13 protein-coding genes are annotated in these 18,092 nt (G+C 46.8%); 6 read left to right on the top strand and 7 right to left on the bottom strand.

Going from position 1 to position 18,092, the window contains the following annotated elements:
* Positions 1-104 precede the first annotated feature (104 nt).
* A complete protein-coding gene (locus IKW96_RS02485; RefSeq protein ID WP_296569920.1) occupies positions 105-1,394 on the top strand; it encodes an O-acetylhomoserine aminocarboxypropyltransferase/cysteine synthase family protein in 1,290 nt (429 codons plus the stop codon).
* A 124-nt stretch (positions 1,395-1,518) separates the two neighbouring features.
* Here the strand turns inward: IKW96_RS02485 and IKW96_RS02480 are convergent, their stop codons facing one another.
* Positions 1,519-3,120, bottom strand: coding sequence for a CotH kinase family protein (locus tag IKW96_RS02480; RefSeq protein WP_296569917.1), 1,602 nt, complete (start codon positions 3,118-3,120; stop codon positions 1,519-1,521).
* A 246-nt stretch (positions 3,121-3,366) separates the two neighbouring features.
* A complete protein-coding gene (locus tag IKW96_RS02475; RefSeq protein WP_296569915.1) occupies positions 3,367-5,061 on the bottom strand; it encodes a bifunctional diguanylate cyclase/phosphodiesterase in 1,695 nt (564 codons plus the stop codon).
* Positions 5,062-5,411: 350 nt separating this feature from the next.
* On the opposite strand from IKW96_RS02475, the gene IKW96_RS02470 reads away from it, so the two are divergent.
* Together IKW96_RS02470 and IKW96_RS02465 are read left to right on the top strand one after the other, a co-directional pair.
* A complete protein-coding gene (locus tag IKW96_RS02470) occupies positions 5,412-6,086 on the top strand; it encodes a hypothetical protein (RefSeq protein WP_296569913.1) in 675 nt (224 codons plus the stop codon).
* Positions 6,087-6,092: 6 nt separating this feature from the next.
* On the top strand, positions 6,093-8,417 hold the full coding sequence (locus IKW96_RS02465; RefSeq protein WP_296569911.1) for an Mbeg1-like protein: 2,325 nt from the start codon (positions 6,093-6,095) through the stop codon (positions 8,415-8,417).
* A 47-nt stretch (positions 8,418-8,464) separates the two neighbouring features.
* Here the strand turns inward: IKW96_RS02465 and IKW96_RS02460 are convergent, their stop codons facing one another.
* Both IKW96_RS02460 and IKW96_RS02455 read right to left on the bottom strand, forming a co-directional pair.
* Positions 8,465-9,880, bottom strand: a complete 1,416-nt coding sequence (locus tag IKW96_RS02460; protein ID WP_296569909.1) for a sensor domain-containing diguanylate cyclase — start codon at positions 9,878-9,880, stop codon at positions 8,465-8,467.
* 168 nt (positions 9,881-10,048) lie between these two features.
* Positions 10,049-11,476, bottom strand: coding sequence for a GGDEF domain-containing protein (locus IKW96_RS02455; protein WP_296569907.1), 1,428 nt, complete (start codon positions 11,474-11,476; stop codon positions 10,049-10,051).
* A 363-nt stretch (positions 11,477-11,839) separates the two neighbouring features.
* Here IKW96_RS02455 and IKW96_RS02450 point away from each other — a divergent pair, with 363 nt between their 5' ends.
* Positions 11,840-12,052: a hypothetical protein gene (locus IKW96_RS02450; RefSeq protein ID WP_296569905.1), complete on the top strand. Its 213-nt coding sequence runs from the start codon at positions 11,840-11,842 to the stop codon at positions 12,050-12,052.
* A gap of 43 nt (positions 12,053-12,095) precedes the next feature.
* On the opposite strand, the gene IKW96_RS02445 is transcribed toward IKW96_RS02450, so the two are convergent.
* The 3 genes from IKW96_RS02445 to IKW96_RS02435 form a co-directional block, all read right to left on the bottom strand.
* Positions 12,096-13,388 (bottom strand): hypothetical protein, encoded by a 1,293-nt coding sequence (locus tag IKW96_RS02445; protein WP_296569903.1) that lies wholly within the window; start codon positions 13,386-13,388, stop codon positions 12,096-12,098.
* A 125-nt stretch (positions 13,389-13,513) separates the two neighbouring features.
* The gene (locus tag IKW96_RS02440; RefSeq protein WP_296569901.1) at positions 13,514-14,935 is read right to left on the bottom strand and encodes a hypothetical protein; all 1,422 of its coding nucleotides are present in this window, start codon (positions 14,933-14,935) and stop codon (positions 13,514-13,516) included.
* A gap of 4 nt (positions 14,936-14,939) precedes the next feature.
* Positions 14,940-15,506, bottom strand: a complete 567-nt coding sequence (locus IKW96_RS02435) for a sigma-70 family RNA polymerase sigma factor (RefSeq protein WP_296569899.1) — start codon at positions 15,504-15,506, stop codon at positions 14,940-14,942.
* Positions 15,507-15,795: 289 nt separating this feature from the next.
* Here IKW96_RS02435 and IKW96_RS02430 point away from each other — a divergent pair, with 289 nt between their 5' ends.
* Positions 15,796-16,641, top strand: coding sequence for a Rossmann-like and DUF2520 domain-containing protein (locus IKW96_RS02430; protein ID WP_296569897.1), 846 nt, complete (start codon positions 15,796-15,798; stop codon positions 16,639-16,641).
* Between the two features lie 392 nt (positions 16,642-17,033).
* Positions 17,034-18,092: glycoside hydrolase family 11 protein (locus IKW96_RS02425; protein ID WP_296569895.1), on the top strand; the 1,059-nt coding region annotated here is incomplete at its 3' end.

Raw genomic sequence — 18,092 nt, 5'->3', positions numbered from 1 at the left:
AGGAACAGACCGAATGTGCGGCCGGCGATGTTGCTTATAAGACTTTTGCGATCATATCATTATAAATAAATATTATTTGAAAGATTTTTCAGGAGGAAATTACAATGGCTAATAATAAATTACATTTTGAGACACTTCAGCTCCACGTTGGACAGGAGCAGGCTGACCCTGCAACAGACGCAAGGGCAGTTCCGATATATGCGACGACTTCTTACGTTTTCCATGACTCTCAGCACGCGGCTGACCGTTTTGGCCTCAAGGACGCAGGCAATATCTACGGCAGACTCACAAACTCCACACAGGACGTTTTCGAGAAGCGCGTTGCTGCTCTTGAGGGCGGTGTTGCGGCTCTTGCAACAGCTTCGGGCGCTGCTGCAATCACATATACCATACAGGCTCTTGCAAAGGCAGGGGAGAACATCGTAGCTTCAAAGACCATTTACGGCGGTACTTACAATCTTCTTGCACATACTCTTCCGCTTTACGGTATCACTACTAAATTCGCAGACCCCGACGCGGAGGGAAGCTTCGAGGCGGCTATCGACGAGAATACAAAGGCTCTCTATATCGAGACCCTCGGCAATCCTAACTCCAATGCTATAGATATCGAAAAGATAGCTAAGATAGCTCATGCACACGGTATTCCGCTGGTTGTGGACAATACGTTCGCTACTCCTTATCTTGTAAGACCTGTTGAGTACGGCGCTGATATCGTTGTTCATTCGGCTACCAAGTTCATCGGCGGTCACGGTACCGCTATCGGCGGAATCATCGTTGACAGCGGAAACTACGACTGGTCAAAGTCGGGACGTTATCCCTGGATATCCGAGCCGAATCCCAGCTACCACGGTGTAAGCTTCACAGCAGCCGCAGGTGTAGCCGCTTTTGTTACCTATATCCGCGCTATTCTTCTCCGCGACACGGGAGCTACTCTTTCACCGTTCCATGCTTTCATTTTCCTGCAGGGACTTGAAACTCTCTCCCTCCGCGTTGAGCGCCATACCGAAAACGCAGGAAAGATAGTGGAGTACCTTGCAGCTCACCCACAGGTAGAGGCTGTTCATCACCCGTCGCTCAGCTCCGAGCCAAGCCATGAGGTGTATAAAAAATACTTCCCCAACGGCGGAGGAAGCATATTCACATTCGATATCAAGGGTACTGAGGACGACGCGAAGAAGTTCATCGACAATCTCGAGATATTCTCGCTCCTTGCAAATGTTGCAGATGTTAAGTCGCTTGTTATCCACCCTGCTTCCACTACACACTCGCAGCTCACAGAGGCTGAACTGGCAGAACAGGGTATCAAGCCAACTACTATCCGTCTCTCTATCGGTACAGAGCATATCGACGACCTTATTGCTGCTCTTGACGGCGCTTTCAAGGCCATAAAGTAAATCACCTCGTCAGTGTTATAAATTCACAGGAACTATATGGACGTTTATCGGGGAACCCTTTTGAAAAAGGGTTCCCTTCATAGATGCCTGTATAGTTTTTGTGTTTATAACGCCGGTGAGGTGATTATTTATGCCACTGTGAGTTAAGGAAGTCTATTCTCTTTTGAAGCCATTCGAGCAGGTGCTCCGCAGACTCTTTTTCGGAATGAATGTTGACCTCTGCGGGGGAGAGCTCCATAATGAAAAGATCCTTGTCGTAGTTGTTTTTCCATTTTTTATAGTTATCTTCAAACTCTTCCTCGAGGACTTCCTTATCGGACTCCACCATCTGGCATACCCGCGCGAATACACCGTTATCATAGGCTTTTGTCCACTTTTCCTTTATCATTTCCTGATACCAGTCCTCATAGGCGAGAAGCACGAACCAGGGGTTGATACTGTCGCTGTCGGGGATTATATTTGAGGCATAAAAGCCCTGACTGTCAATACAGCACGGCATATTACCCATTGCTGAGTCGAAGTCCCAGGGAGCTTCAAAAGTTAGACGCTTGGTATGCTCTGGGCTGAAGTCGATGTCCATGTAGAAGCTCGACCAGGAAACGTCTGCGTCGCAGGCAAGCTCGTTTAAAATGTACATATCAACAAGGGAGTCGACGTCCACGACCTTTTCCACAGCCTGCTGAGGCGTTAATTCGCTGCTCTCGGCAATATTTTCATTTTTGTCGTCAAAAACGAAGGCTTTGTGGTTATAGGCGGCTTCGTACATTATCTTATAGACGTTGTTTATGTAGTTTGCGATGAAATCATGCTGTTCCTGTGAGTTGATGTCGCTCTTGATCGTGAAGCCTATCTCATTTGCAAGATAGCTGAAGGCTTTGCCGAGACATTTTTTTGTCCTTCCGCTTCCGCCCTTGCCGTCATATGGCTTTAAGGCGGCATTGTCCGCATAGTCTATTGGAAATTTGTGGAGATCGTCCTCGTTTTCAAAGTAGCCGTCAAATTCAAGGAAATAGCCGATATCAGTGCCTGTGTAGCCGCCTTTCGGCTTGGTGGCGTTAACTCGTTTCCTGTCTGTCTGCTGCATTTCCGTGAGCAGGTAAAGTCCCATATATTCGCCGTTTATCTCGACACGGACGAAGTCCGCGTCTGCTGCGTAGAGACCGTCGGCTCCCAGGATATGGCGGGCGGCGTAAAGAGTTGCCTTGTTCCTCAGCATTGAGCAGTCCTTGTATTCGGCGAGAAGAAGCCAGTTCCTGAAGGCGGATCCCTCATTGAGTCCGAGCAGGTTCTGCTTTTCGGCAAATTTTATCCTGAGAGGTTTTTTGGGATACATAGTTGTAAAGTTTCCGCGCACCTTCACCTGTGCGTCAGCGGGGGAGAGCTGCACATTGCCGTCAGAGCCTTTGAGAGACACGGTGCAGTCCACGTAATATGGGGCAGGAGCGTCGCATTCATTTCCCCAGGAATTAAGCAGTTTCACAACGTGAGCGGCGACAGGCTCGGTATAGAAATCCATGGCGTTCTTGTCCTTGCTTTTTGTTTCTATGGAAAGGACAGAGAGCGGAACGGTTTCTGCTTCGTATGAGTCTGCGGAGCTGAGAACAGCTTCGGCATAGACAGGTCTTTCTGATTTTTTCCCTTTTTTGGCAGACCTTTTTTCTGAAGTGCAGCCGAAAAGCATGACCGTCACAAGAGAAAGTGCAATAATTCTGCGTATATTCTTCATATTGATTGACCTCATTCTGTAATGTTAGGTGCAAATTGCATTATACATGATTATAGCATAAAATGCAGAAAATAGCAATAATCGCGGAGAAAAAGTAAGTTTTTAATTTGTTTACGCCGCGAATACGGGAGCGCAGGCTCTGCGCTTATAGCATATAAGCCTTCAAAAAACAGGCCGTATCACGCAGAACAGCAAGAAAAGTCAGTATAACAGCAAAAAAACGGAGCTATGCTCCGTTTTTCAGGTTTATTCATCTTTTACCTTGTAGAAGTGCTCGTTCATTCTCTCCTCGAACTCGTTCAGAGGCAGCGGTTTGTCGAAGAGGAAGCCCTGAGCAAAGATACAGTTGTTGTCCCTGAGCACCTTGACCTGATGACTGGTCTCAACTCCCTCGGCTACGCACTCGAGACCCAGATCCTGTGCCATTGCCACAACGTATTTGAACATGACGCTTCTTGTGCTTTCGGCGTCGTCATCGTCAACGGGGAGAAAGCTCCTGTCAACTTTGAGGACGTTCCACGGTATCTCACGGATAAGATTGAGAGAGGAATAGCCCATTCCGAAGTCGTCAACGGAAGTGTATATGCCTTTTTGCTGGAGGCTGCTTACAACTCGCTTCAGATCGCGGAACTCCACGTCGGTGGTGGTCTCGGTGAGCTCTATCTCTATGTATTCGTGGGGAACATTGTTCCTGTCGATTATTTCGATGATATGTTCGAGAAGATCAACGTCCATCATATGCTTTCTTGACAGGTTTACGGATATACGAACTACATTGCGTCCCTCGTCCAGCCAGCGGCGTATATCGCGGCATACGTGGTCGAGCATATAGAAGTCGAGCTGGCAGATATCGGTGTTCTGCTCCAGTATCGGTATGAACTCCATAGGCGGGACTATCTTTCCGTCCCTGAACCAGCGGCAAAGCGCTTCTCCACCTACGAGCTCCCCGGTAACTATGTCTATCTTGGGCTGATAAAAGACCTTGAATTCTTCGTTTTTCAGTGCCTGCGGGAAATGCTGCTGTATCAGCATACGCTTTTCCTTGCTGATCTCCATTTTTTCATCGAAGAATACCACATGGTCCTTTCCGCCTGACTTGGCGGCATGGGAGGAGGAAAGTATCCTGTCCATGATATCGCCGGGAGTATCGAATTTATAGCCCTCGTGCATACGGAAAACTCCCGTATTTGCGGAGACCATTATTCGTTTGCCCGAATTGTTGTCGTATACAACGGGAGCGCCTTTGAGGATATTCAGAATAACGTCTGTGAGCTCGTCCTCGAATACTGCTACGAAATTGTCGCCGCCGACCCTGCATATCGTGCCTTTATCGCCGATGATCTTTTCTATCATCTCAAAGTAGTTACGCATTGCGATGTCGCCTGCGCTTCTGCCGATATCGCGGTTCACAAGAGTGAAATGGCGGAGATTGTAATATAAGGCGGTATGTCCGCCGAGAGAATTGTTTTCGCTGAGTACCTCGAGGTATCTCAGGAAGGAGCGGACGTTCCTGTAGCCTGTATCGTCGTAGAATGTGTACTTTTCGACAACTCCTTCAAGTCTGTGGCGGCTGAGAAAGCTGAGAAGCATTCTTGTTACCAGCTGCAGCTTGTCCTCGTCTTCGGGGGAAAGAGGCGGTGTATCCTTTGACATATAAGCGGTGCCTTTGACGATCGCCCGTGATTTTGTGAGTATCCTTTCGGTATATGAGACATCGCCTGCATTGCCGTCGTCGAAACATACTATTTTATCGCCCTTTTTGTGCTTTTCGTCCGTCGAGCTCTGATAAAATTCATAAACAGCCATTGAAACGCCGTAGAATTTGCACATATCTGCTACACCGCGCAGAATGGCATATTTATCAAAACGATTCACCTGAGTCATGGCACGGATCAGTTTTTCCATCAAGTGATAGAATTTTTCGGTCTTCTCATTCATCATAATTATCTCTCCATTCTTTTAAGTGATATGTCAGAGATAAGTCCCCTTTATAAATATTATAACATGATTTTGTTAAGAAAGCAAGTTAATAACAGCATTTACAGCGGCAAATTGGAAATTTGCTGAAAATTAAGAAAAACTTTTACTAACGGCTTATGCAAATGGCTGTAGAAATGCTTAAATGTTTTGATGTCGATTTTGAATACGGAGAAAATAATTAATAAATATCAATAAAATGATTGACAATTATAGAGGATAAGTGTATAATAATTATATATTTATTGCAAACGCGGGGTGATGATACGAAGAAGAGTTTTCAGCATTTTTCCATTGCAGCAGTTTTTACAGCATTGTCCTTGTTTTTGTCGGGTTGTGCCGTTGATCCGGGCGCTGCGGCAGTTCCTGAGGGAGCGGCAGGGTCTGACGGAAAATCCGCGCTTATCCGAAGTCTCGGGGAGAAGTACGGCGAGAAGTTCACTTTCCTTGAGAACGCAGGCGGAGGGACTATGATGGGGGAGCATTGTGCCATTTTCGTGGGTGCGGAGAGCTTCCCCGGTGACAGGATATATGCGGTCCACGGCGTTTTTGACGGAAAGGTTCAGGACAGGGACAACTATATGGCTTATTATTTCCGCGAGAAGGCTTCTTCTTATCTGACGGAGCTCGCAAAGGAGGTCTACGGCGAGTGCAGGGCTTTCTACGAGCCCGATGAGGAAGCCGTGATACCCGACAGTATAGGGAAAAACTCCGATGTCAGGGAGCTCCTGAGGAGTACAAAGCCGTATTATTCCGTTATCCTGCCAACAGGACAGGATATGGACGAAAAGGATAAAAAGCTCGACGAGCTTTTCGATAAAATAAAGAGGGAGGAGATAAACTGTTATTTTTACATTGCATATCTTGACAGTAATGAGCTTTACAATGAACTCGGTTCTGCACGGGGTATAGACAGGGCGCATATCATTGCGGATTGTGATCTCGGCATGGACGAAAACTTCAATATCGTTGAAAGACAATGGGGGTAATATGTCATGGAAGATTTCTTTGAAAAACACGGTATAACCAAAGAAGCAAGGACAGCGATAGTTCTCAATACATTCATGTATGCTGACAGGTGCAGCAGGATCAAAGATGCCCCGAGCTTCAGGAGCATTGTGAATCAGATGTATGCAAAGCTTGACGGATATGTCGATACGCAGAAGGCGGCGCTTGAGATAGTTTACGAATACCTCAAGAACGGGTCTGCACGCAAGGAGGTAGGAGAGCTTAAATTCGTCAATTTCTCGCAGCATATGGACAAAAAATACACGGGTGCCTATGCTGCGGCGTTCAAGCGGGTTGACGAGGATAACAGGATAACCGAGGTGTATGTGGTGTTCCGCGGAACGGGCAGCGGACGCTGGTACGACAACGGTGAGGGACTTTTCAGTGAGGCTTCAAAGTATCAGAACGCTGCACTGAGATATTTCAATGATACTATAAGGAGCCTCGAACTTGACGAGGATACGAGGATAATAGTAACGGGTCACTCGAAAGGCGGCAATCTTTCGCAGTTCGTTACACTGAAAACGGAGGCTGAGTTCCGCAAAAGGATAAAATACTGCATATCCTTTGACGGTCAGGGCTTTTCGCCCGAAATGTACAACAGTATAAAGGTGCAGCCGTTTTATCAGGAACAGTGCGATAAGATGTATTCCATATGCGGCGATAACGACTATGTCAACGTGCTCGGAATAAAGGTTATCTCAAGGGAGCATACGGTATATATCGTGACGAAGCCGCCTTTTACGGATATGTACGGCGCTCATTCCATTGTTCCGCAGCTTTATTCAGACGTAAAGGAGCATATGAACGATTTCCTCTTCGATTTCACCCGTAACCGTTTTAATGAGCAGACCACCAGACAGCGTCAGCTTGCGGAATGCTCTATGGCCATGAGCGAGAAAACTATGGAGATGAGCAGGGAGAGAAGAGCGAAGACGTGCAGCGCCATAATGACCGCTGCGGAGAAATTTATCGGCGGAAACAACTCCTATGAGGGGCTTCTCGGCGAACAGGCGGATACAAATGACTGTATAGGCTTCCTCTCCGATGTTTACAATGTGGTTATACCACTTGTTTCGTATGCGGGAAAAGAAGCTGGGGACGATATCTTCTTCATTGTGCTCATAGGTCCCGACGTCAGCGATAAATCGCTGCTGACAGCTCCCGAAAACAGAAAGCTCGAATACGTAATGTCCTCACAGCAGACAAGAAGTCTTTATTATCTCGGACTTACCCTGGCTTATGAGATAATGCTGGACGGTATAGCGGAATACGGATATAAGCTCGGAGAACTTACCGCTCCCGAAATGGAGGCGAAGATGAACTTCTTTTATCACGCTTTCCTGAAAATATCCGATAAAAAGCAGACTATGGAAAGGGGATTCCAGACTCTTGTGCGTTATGCGGCTGAGGGACTGGCTGACCTAATTGCAGAAAATGAGGACATAATTAAACAAATGCCTGTATCAGGTCTTGCAAAGCTGGTCATGACCGCGATAAATTCGCTGTTCGGAGGCAAAAAGGAAACAGCAGCTGCTTCGGCGAGCGGCCATCAGGCGTCTGAGTCAGCTCAGACCTGCTGTCAGCCGATGTCTGAGGAGTGCATGGCGGAGACAGCTCCTGCCGCGGAGTTCTTTATGCCTATGGGAGATATGCCCTGTGCGGCGACGGTAGCGGCTTCGCCCAAAAAGAAGTACTTCATTGAAGGTACCGAGGGTGACGACGGTATAATTGGCGGTGACGATGGCGAGCACATCATGGGCTACGGAGGCGATGACGGTATCCACGGATACGGCGGAGATGACGAGATATACGGCGGCAGCGGCTGTGACAGGCTTTACGGCGAGGACGGCAACGACTCGCTCTATGGTGAGGACGGCGACGACATGATGTACGGAAAGGACGGCGACGACTTCATGGATGGCGGCAGCGGTGACGATATCATGAAGGGCGGCAGCGGAAACGACACTATCCGCGGAAGTCTCGGCGATGATATCATAGCCGGCGAGAGCGGCAACGATATCTTGTGCGGCGGTCTCGGAAGCGACAGGTATATTTTCGGCAGAGGTTTCGGAAATGATATAATCAGCGATAATTACTCGGAGAATGTGATCGAGTTCAGAAGCATTTCTCCAGATGAGCTCAAAGCAGAGCTGAACGCAGGCGGAGAGCTTGTGATCGGCATGAAGAATGCTCCCGACAGCATAAGGATAAGGAATTATTCCGCGGACAGATTCAATTTTGTCTTTGACAGCAATAACTATGTTCTGAAAAATACGGGCAATAAGCTTGCATTTACAAGAAAATACTGATAAAAAATCTCCCGGAAGCGTTTTGCCGCTTCGGGAGATTCTTTTGCTTATTTTCTCTTGCGCTCGGGGAACTTCTTGTAATAGCGTTCCTTGTCGGCGTACATACGCTCGTCGGCAGTACGCATTGCATATCTTATGTCGCCGCCGTGATCTTCGTAGTAGCCGCCTACTGCAAAGCTTATGTTCTTTGGGTCTTCAGAGTCCTTACGCATTGTTTTCATGCGCTCTTCTATGAGATCCTCGGGAATATTTACGGCGATTATCATAAATTCGTCGCCGCCTGCACGGTATATCTCACTGTCGAAGAAGAGCTCCCTGAGCCTTTCGGCTGCGCCTTTTAGGAGCTTGTCGCCTGCGCTGTGACCTTCAGTGTCGTTCATCTTCTTGAGACCGTTGAGGTCTGCGAAAACAACGCTGTAGGAACGCGGCATCGGGTCTGTTCCGGCTATGAAACGGTCGACTCTGTTGTTCATGGCGTTACGGTTGTAGATACCCGTAAGCAGATCAATGGAGCTCATTATCTCAAGGCGGTTGAGAAGCTGATAGTTCGCTATCTCTGAGGCTATGAAGTAGGTGGTGAGCTCGAGGGTCTCCTTTATCTTTGTGGCTTTTGACTCGTCAAAGTTGATAGCCCATATATAGCCAAGTGTTTCACCGCTGTAGTTGAGAGGGAAGAGGACAAGACTTCTCACTCCTGCCTCTGTAAGGGACTCATGCCACACGAGATTTCTGGACCTGAGTATTTCCATATCCTGTTTGTCCTGAAGTATAAGGCAGTTGCTGCCTGCAATGGTAGCGTTCCAGGTCTTTACGATATCAAAGAAAGAATCCGTCATTTCATAGTTGTTTTCGACTTCTCCCGAGCCTTCACGGGCTGCCTCGGCGAGTACGGAACAGGTGCCTTCCTTGAAATCCGTAAGCAGGAGAGTACATTTATTGGCTCCGCTGAGCTCGCATATATCAGCCATTACGTCATGTATGGCCTTTTTGAAGTCTGATGTTCCGCGGAGCTTGATACAGGTCTCAAGGACGCTTGAAGCTGTGGAAGCCGAAACATGGGTCATTATTTCAGTATCGACGTCCATGGTTATATCAAGTGTGTATGAGCAGTAGCCGATGTCAGGGTCGTCGGACTCCACAGGCATGATGTACTGATTCAGCCAGCACTCGAAGCGGTCGGGCTTGAGATAGGTATGTACAGGCTTTTTCTGAAAAGCGCAGCGGTAAACTGTCTGCTCGAAGTTGAGATCCTTCGGGATATACTTATCATACGGCGAATTGGGTATGAATTTATTGTTCAGCATATGAGCGGCCGCACCGTTGTACGGATTCTCGATAGAATCGATATATGGCTTGTTTCCTGCGACTATACGGATATCTCCGTAACCGCCGTCGGGGAACTTCCTTACGGAGATGATACAGGTTGTAAGTTCAAAGCCGTTGACAAATTCCTGATAGTTCATAGTATCTCCTTTCAGCCATAATGAGAAGAACTTGGTAAAAAACATGATATGGCATTTTTACTGTACCTATATTATAGCATATTTTTTTACCATTGTCCAGTGAACTTTATGTGAATATTAGATAAAAAATGTGTGCCTTTCGGCACACATTTCAAGCTGCGGACAGCATTATTTGCGTTTACGCTCCGGGAACTTCGCGTAATACCGCTCCTTATCGGCGTACATACGCTCGTCGGCAGTACGCATTGCTACTCTGATATCCTCGCCCTGATCGTCGAAATATCTGCCTAAAGCAAAGCTGATATTGTTGGGATCCTCGGACTCTGTTCTGAGCCTTTCCACGCGGTCTGCGATGAGTTTTTCGGGAAGATCGACGGCTATTATCATGAATTCGTCGCCGCCTGCGCGGTATATCTCACATTCGGGGAATACTTCCATAAGCTTGTTTGCTGCATTTTTCAGCAGAGTATCGCCTGCAAGGTGTCCGTTGGTATCGTTTGCCTGTTTAAGTCCGTTGAGGTCGGCAAAAACTAAGCTGTAGCAGTCGGGCTTGGGGTCTTTCTCCGAAACGAAGCGGATTATGCGGTTGTTCATGGCGTTACGGTTGTAGGTTCCCGTAAGCTGGTCTACGGAGCTCATTATCTCGAGCTTGTTGAATAGCTGATAGTTCGATATCTCGGAAGCAAGGAAGAAGGAGGTTATCTCCAGTATCTCCTTTATCTTCATTGTGTTGTTGATATCGAAGTTTATCGCCCATATATAGCCGAGAAGTATGTCGTTGTACTCCAGCGGGAAGAGCACGAGGCTTTCAACGTCAGCGCCCTGCATGGATTCAAACCACACCGGATTGCGCTCCCTGAGGACTCCCATATCGTACTGATCCTTGATTATGAGGCAGGTGCTGCCTGCGATAGTATCCTTCCATGTTTCAACGATGTCGTAGAAGTTGTCGAAAACAGTTTCTACGTATTCGTCCATTGGTATTACATGGACTTCGGGGGCGGAGGACTGGCAGAGTACGGAGCAAGTCCTTTCCTGTTCGTCCGTGAGGAGGATACAGCTCAGCTTAGCACCGCAGATAGAGCGGATATCGTCGATGACCTCGTCCATTGTATGCTTGAAGTTCTTGGTGCCGCGGAGCTTTATGCAGGTCTCGAGGACTGCAGATGAGGTCTCGGCGGAAAGATTTGACATCATTCCCGAGTCAGCCTTTATTGTTATCTGCTGTGAATATGAGCAGTAGAACTTGTTCGGAACGTCCGATTCCAGTGGCATGAAGTACATATCCAGCCAGAAGGAGTATCTCTCGGGGTGGATATACTCATGTGACGGCTTTTTCAGCACGGCGCATCGGTAGCATTTGTCCTCGAAATTGAGGTCCTTCGGGATATAGTTCTCATAAGGGGAGTCGGGGATGAATTTATTGCTGACCATCTGATTGGCGATCATATTGTTCTTTGTGTCCTCTATCGAGGCAACATATGCTTTATTTCCCGCAACGAGGCGGATATTGCCGAAATGCCCGTCAGGCAGTTTTTCGATGGAGATAATGCAGGTCATTGATGAAAATGTATCTACAAAAGATTGAAAATCCATATAATGTCTCCTTTCCTCAAAAGAAATCGACAGAGATAGTTTTATCTTCTGTTACATTATATCATATTTTTTTATAATTGTCCAGTGAATTTTATGTGAATACGATAAAGATGTAAATGGAAATAATATTAAAGATTTAGAATTTAACAAATTGTATTTGCAATTATTAAATGTTATTTCTTGGATAATATTAATTTTTGTGCTGTGAGGGTAATTTTATATTAAAAAAGTGGTAATTCGTTAAAATTGCACAATTAACACTTTGAAAATTTGTAAGAAAAATAAATTGAACAGAAAGCTCCGATATGTTAGAATAAAAATGGTATTTATGTCGAGTTTTTATGAGAAAAGGAGGGAAGATTTATGTCACCGAGTTTTTTTGCGATCATTATCGTCGGAGTGATTCTGCTTGGAGTGATAGCGGCACTTGCTGTTGTGGTGGGAAGACATAAGCAGCAGGTCTCAGATGATTATTATCGCGAACAGATCAGGAGAGGAGAGGAACGTCAGAGACAGCTCGCTGAACAGGAGCGTATGAAGCGCATGATGCAGCGTGAGCGTGCGGAAAGACAGTGAAACTCACAAAAAAACCGACTTCGGGTGAAGTCGGTTTTTTTGTTTATGATTCGTTTGGATTAACGGCTTTTCTGATCTCGCCTGCCAGGTCTCCGTCACATCTGTACCATTCGATGTTGTGGCCGCTCTTTACTTCGTCCATGTTGGTGCAGATCTTTTTGTCGCCCTCTGTGCGGAACTCATACCTTGCGAAGGATACTACAGCATTTCGTCCGCTTACGATGTTGATTATGTAGTAGCCCTTGCTGCAGTTGCACATGATTATTACCTGATCGTAGGTCCTGTCAGCCTTTGCTGCTATACCCGGATTTCCGCCAAGCTTGTAGCATTTCTCGATATCAGAGCCCTTCGACTGTGCAGGTATCTCACCGGGATTGGTTATCTTGGTGTAGGTCCTCCTGTTGAGAATGTTTATTGCCTCAGCTGTGTTCTTTTCTACCTGGAAAGCTCCGTAATTCGGGATAGAGAATGCTCCGAAGGGATCGTCGGCATTTTCGGGGTAGAGAGTCATATTCTCGGGGTGATAATAAGGCGAGAAGTTGAAATAAAGGTCTGCCTCCTTGAATAACGAGAAGCCTTCGCTGACTGACGAGGAAACAGCTCCCGAACCGATGATACTTACGATATTTGATCTCATATACTCGAAATCAATGCTGTACTTGTGTATCTCGGGGGACTTGAGGGTGAAAACGGAGGAATTTCCGCTGCCCTGTTCCTCATCGTATGCCGCGCGGACATATGTAAGGCAGGCTGTGTCGCTGTCAAAGGAGATAAAGCGCATTTCCTTGCCGTCCTTGGCCATGAAGCGGATACTGCTCACGTCGCTGCTGCCTGTCTGCATCCACGGGGGAGTGTCTCCGCCTGTGCTACCGCCCGTATAATCGGGATAGCTGCACCTGTTGAAGAACTCTGCCAGCCTTATGCGCTTTTCAGCGTTGAACTCGTTGGCGTAGTTGAAGCTGTATGTTGTATTGTCTGCCACAAATGAGATAGTTTCGCTGCCGCTGCCGAAATCCGCGTCGCCGCAATACTGGACGTCGTAGAAATCGCCGAACGGAGCGGCTCCTTCACGGGGCTGAGTAGTTGATTCTTCTTCTGTTGCTTTTTCTGTTGTTGTATCTTCTGATTTTGTGGTAGCTTCAGCAGTGGTGGTTTCGGTTGATTTTTCTGTTGTTTTTTCCGATTTATCCTTATCGGACGTAGTTTCTGCTTCTCTCTGATCTGCTTCGGTCGCGGGAGCGTTGCCCGCAGGCTCTGTTTTTTCGGAGCTGCCGCATGAGGTGCAGCAGAATACTGCTGTGAATACAGCAAGGAGCATAGCGGTAATTTTTTTCATAATACTTCACCATCCTAACATAGTGTATTTGTTGTAAAGTAATTATATCATATATTATATTGAAATTCAAGGTATATTTTGTTAACAAAGAATGCCGCCTTTTATGCAAAAGGCGGCGAAATGTTTTATTTATTCATGCAGTCTTTTATTCTCTGAATGATTTCCGTGTCATCGGATATGAGATAATAGGAGTCCGTGTAATCAGGTTTTTCTGTGTCATACTTGCCAAAAGCTGCATATGTTCTGCCGTTAATGAGCGAGAAATCGAAGAAATACAAGCTTTCTTCATCTCTGCTTGAAAGCGTGATGTGTTCGGTCGGCGTTGCTGACGCTATATCAGAGGTTTCATAATCTGCTTTTGAAACAAATATACATCTGCTGCAGTTGATGATATTGTAAATGTTTTTTCTTTGTTCGTAAGATGTTTCGATTATTTGCTGAGAGTTCGTATCGCTGAATACCCAGTTTTGCTCCTTAAATGAGGGATATAAAGTCAGAAAAGAATCATTTTCCGTTTCTGCGGCAGTCTCTGCTTCGGTCATGGTCTCTTCTTCTTGTGCTGCTGTGGTCTCTTCTTCGGGTTCGGCGGGAGTATCGCCGAGTATTTCTTTGATAGATGATATGAAGTAGTTATAGTCTATCCGCCATGCGTCGCATGATACCTTTTCGTCTGTCATGACAAGCTTTCCGTCACGATCGGCAAAGCGGAGGTGAGTGTAAATCAGTACTCCGTGGGGATCGACTCCTCCGACCTCCATGAAACATAAGAGTTTTACCTCGTCATCGCCGCGATAAAGGAAGTAGGGGGTATCATTTTTGAATTCAAAGCCGGTCTGGAAAGTGAATGATGAGTATTCCTTTATCCGGTCTTCCGTTATCGTTCCTGCAAATTCTTCGGGGACGCCATCGCCGGTATATGTGCTTATTACGCCGACCGGTCTGTCCATGACGTAGAAGGGCTCTTCCGCAACATAATCGCAGTTATTGAAAAGATCCGCTATTTTCTGACGCTGTTCGGGAGTGATATCCTGCGTGTCGTAAAGAGGAAAGGTGGTTATCCAGTCAATATTTTCTTCGATAAGTATTTCGCGTGAAGTGTCTCCTGCGGGGACGTTTTCTGTAAAGCTTTTTCCCAGGGGAATGTTGAGAAGTTTATAGTCGAACTCCGAAAAATCTCCGAAGGGTGCTGTTTTTTTGATATCGTGCTGAGTTGTGTCCTCTGTTTCAGCGTCTGACGCTACATTTGATGTGTTTTTGAAATGCCTGAGTGCATAGCCTGTACCAACAGCTCCGCCTGAGATAACTGCAACGGCAGCTGCGGCGCTGAGGAACCTTTGCCATGCCGGGCGCTTGTAGACTTCCACGCCGCTGACGGTCTGTTCGTCGATCCCGTGGGAAGTACCCATATTTTTATTGAACTTTCTTTCGCTCATTTTAAAGATCAGCTCCTTTTCGTTCTCGTCCTGCGGCGGGAACTCCGAGGATATTCTGTCAATGACGCTCTGTTCTGCATTTTCAAGTATATCGAGCTTTTTTTCTTCTTTCATGACATCACCTTCCTTCGCCGATATCGGTAAGTATCTTTCTTAGCCTGTCAACTGCGCGGCTCAGCCTTTTCCTGACCGCGGCGGGCTTCATACCGACTATACCGGCGATATCTGCGGAACTCCTTCCGTAGTAGTATTTCTGCATTATTATAGTGCTGTCGGGTTCGCCGAGAGAGCTGACCGCGTCAAGGAGCGCGTGGCCTGTTTCCGCTTTTTCCGCAAGCTCGTCAACTCTTTCCGGAGAGGAGAGCTGCACGGCTTCGTCATCGTCTATGGATATCACGCCTGCCGCCTTTGAGGTGAGTCTGCGGAACATATCCACAGCCCGCCTTCTGGCTATTGACGCGATAAAGCCTTTGATATCGCCCTCGTGACCGCTGCACGGATCGTATTTTATGAATATGTCAGAGAAAACGTCGCTGACGCATTCGTCGATATCTTCCCGTGAAGCGCAGCTTCTCAGGCGATTGAAGACTATTGTATAGACATAGTTGTAATATTCGTCGAAAATCAGCCTGTGGGCTGTCTGCGGAGAACTTTTCATAAGCTCCCGTATCTGCTGATCGGTCATATGTACCTCCGTAAAACCTTTGCAGCACTGCTGCGAAGCTTTCAAATGCATTTGTTGCGCTCTGTCATATACACTCGGAAGCGAAAAGGAAACTGTGACTATGATAGCATATTTTTTTTATTAATGCAAGGAAATGGTAATTCCTGAACTGACTTTTCAGAGAAGTAATATGATCATAGTGAAAAGAACGTAATAATTTTGATATATAACTAATAATATTGCTTGTATCTTGGAAAAAGTTGTGATATAATGTGGGTAGTAACGATCTGGGTTACGGGAGGATATTAAAATGAATATTGGATTTATAGGTGCGGGAAAGGTTGGCTTTTCCCTCGGCAGGTATTTTGCCGAAAACGGGGTATCCGTCACGGGATACTTCAGCAGCCATGTGCAGTCTGCCACCGAGGCTGCAAAATTCACGGGGAGCAGTGTGTATTATGAGCTCTCCGACATCGTCAGGGACAGCGATACGATATTCCTGACATTGCCCGATGTGGCTGTAAAGGAGCTGTACGGGAAGATAAGGGAAATGGATATCAGCGGCAAGTGCCTCTGCCATTGCAGCTGCGCTATGTCTGCGGAGGAGGCTTTCCCTGACATGAAGGAGCTCGGCGCAAGCGGCTATTCAATACATCCGCTTTTCCCCATAAGCAGTAAGTACGAGACCTTCAAGGAGCTGCATACTGCGTATTTCAGCATCGAGGGCAGCGAGGACCGTATCGGCGAATGGGTAGCGCTTTTTGAGAGGCTGGGCAACGGAATAAAAGTTATCCCCGGAAACATGAAGAGCCGGTATCACGCAGGCTGTATCATGGCGAGCAACCTCGTCAGCGCCCTTGCGGTGCAGAGCCTTGCTATGATGACAGAGTGCGGCTTTTCAGAGGCGGAGGCGCGCAAAGCGTTTGCGCCGCTTATCATCAGCAATGTGAAGCGCATTCTTGCAGCAGGCCCTGAGGAGGCTGTTGCAGGTCCTGTGGAGAGGAACGAGCTTGAGATAGTACGCAGGCATATAGAGTGCATGGACAATGAAGTGGACAGGAATATGTACAAGGCTGTTTCGCGGAAGCTTGCGGACATCGTTCAGCAGAAGCACCCCGAAACAGACTATTCCGAGATGAAAAAGCTGCTGAAATAACAAAAAATACAGGAACGGACAGCTCTCAGGGCGTAAACCTACGGAACTGTCCGCTTTTTTTATTTCTTCCGAAATACAATTATGGTAAAATCATGCTATAATTACAAAAATAACGTGATGATTTTTTACGCTGACTAATTGTGCGAATATTGGACGGGGTTCAAGCAGATACGTTGTTTTTAGCCGTTTTTGAGCAATTACAAAATGTATAAATCCGCAATATATGGTCTGAAAGTATAGCAATCGCAAAAAATGGCTTGTTTTGGAAAGTGGTAATATATTACAATTTATGTAGAGATAAACAAAAACGAGCTCGCAATGGTGATTGTTTATCAACAAAAGAACCATCAGATCAAAACATTATTATTTTTGTTCAGAGGAGTGATTGAATAGTGAAGCTGAAAAGAATTCAGAAAATCATCAGTGGTACAGTTTCTGCATTGATGATCGCGTCAAGCATCCCGTTCGTAGCTTCAGCTGCCGATCAGCAGACAAGAGGAAATATCGGCGGATATGACTATGAAATGTGGAACCAGAACGGTCAGGGCCAGGCATCAATGAATCCCGGCGCAGGTTCTTTTACCTGCTCATGGAGCAATATTGAGAACTTCCTTGCTCGTATGGGGAAGAACTACGACAGTCAGAAGCAGAACTACAAGCAGATAGGAAATATAATGCTCACATATGATGTTGAGTACACTCCAAGAGGAAACTCGTATATGTGCGTATACGGCTGGACAAGAAATCCTCTTATGGAATACTACATCGTTGAAGGCTGGGGCGACTGGCGTCCACCCGGAAACGACGGCGAGAACAAGGGAACTGTTTCCCTTAACGGAAATACGTATGATATCCGCAAGTCTATGCGCTACAATCAGCCGTCACTTGACGGTACTGCTACATTCCCGCAGTACTGGAGCGTTCGTCAGACAAGCGGTTCAGCTAATAATCAGACAAACTACATGAAGGGCACTATCGACGTATCAAAGCACTTCGAGGCCTGGGAAAAAGCAGGTCTTGATATGTCAGGTACTCTTTATGAAGTATCTCTCAATATCGAGGGCTACAGATCAAACGGTTCTGCTAACGTAAAGAGCGTTACAGTAAGCACAGACGGTTCGGGCGGCGGCGCTTCCAATAATGACTGGAATCAGCCTCAGCAGCAGAACAACGACTGGAACAACTGGGATCAGGGTCAGCAGAATAATGACTGGAACAACTGGAACCAGGGCCAGCAGAACAACGACTGGAACAACTGGAACCAGGGTCAGCAGAACAACGACTGGAACAACTGGAACCAGGGACAGCAGAATAATGACTGGAACAACTGGAACCAGGGTCAGCAGAACAACGACTGGAACAACTGGAACCAGGGCCAGCAGAACAACGACTGGAACAACTGGAACCAGGGCCAGCAGAACAACGACTGGAATAACTGGAATCAGGGACAG

Origin of the sequence: Ruminococcus sp. (genome assembly GCF_017549005.1) — a bacterium.
Taxonomy (GTDB): Bacteria; Bacillota; Clostridia; order Oscillospirales; family Ruminococcaceae; genus Ruminococcus.
This window is presented reverse-complemented; position numbering and strand designations above follow the sequence as displayed.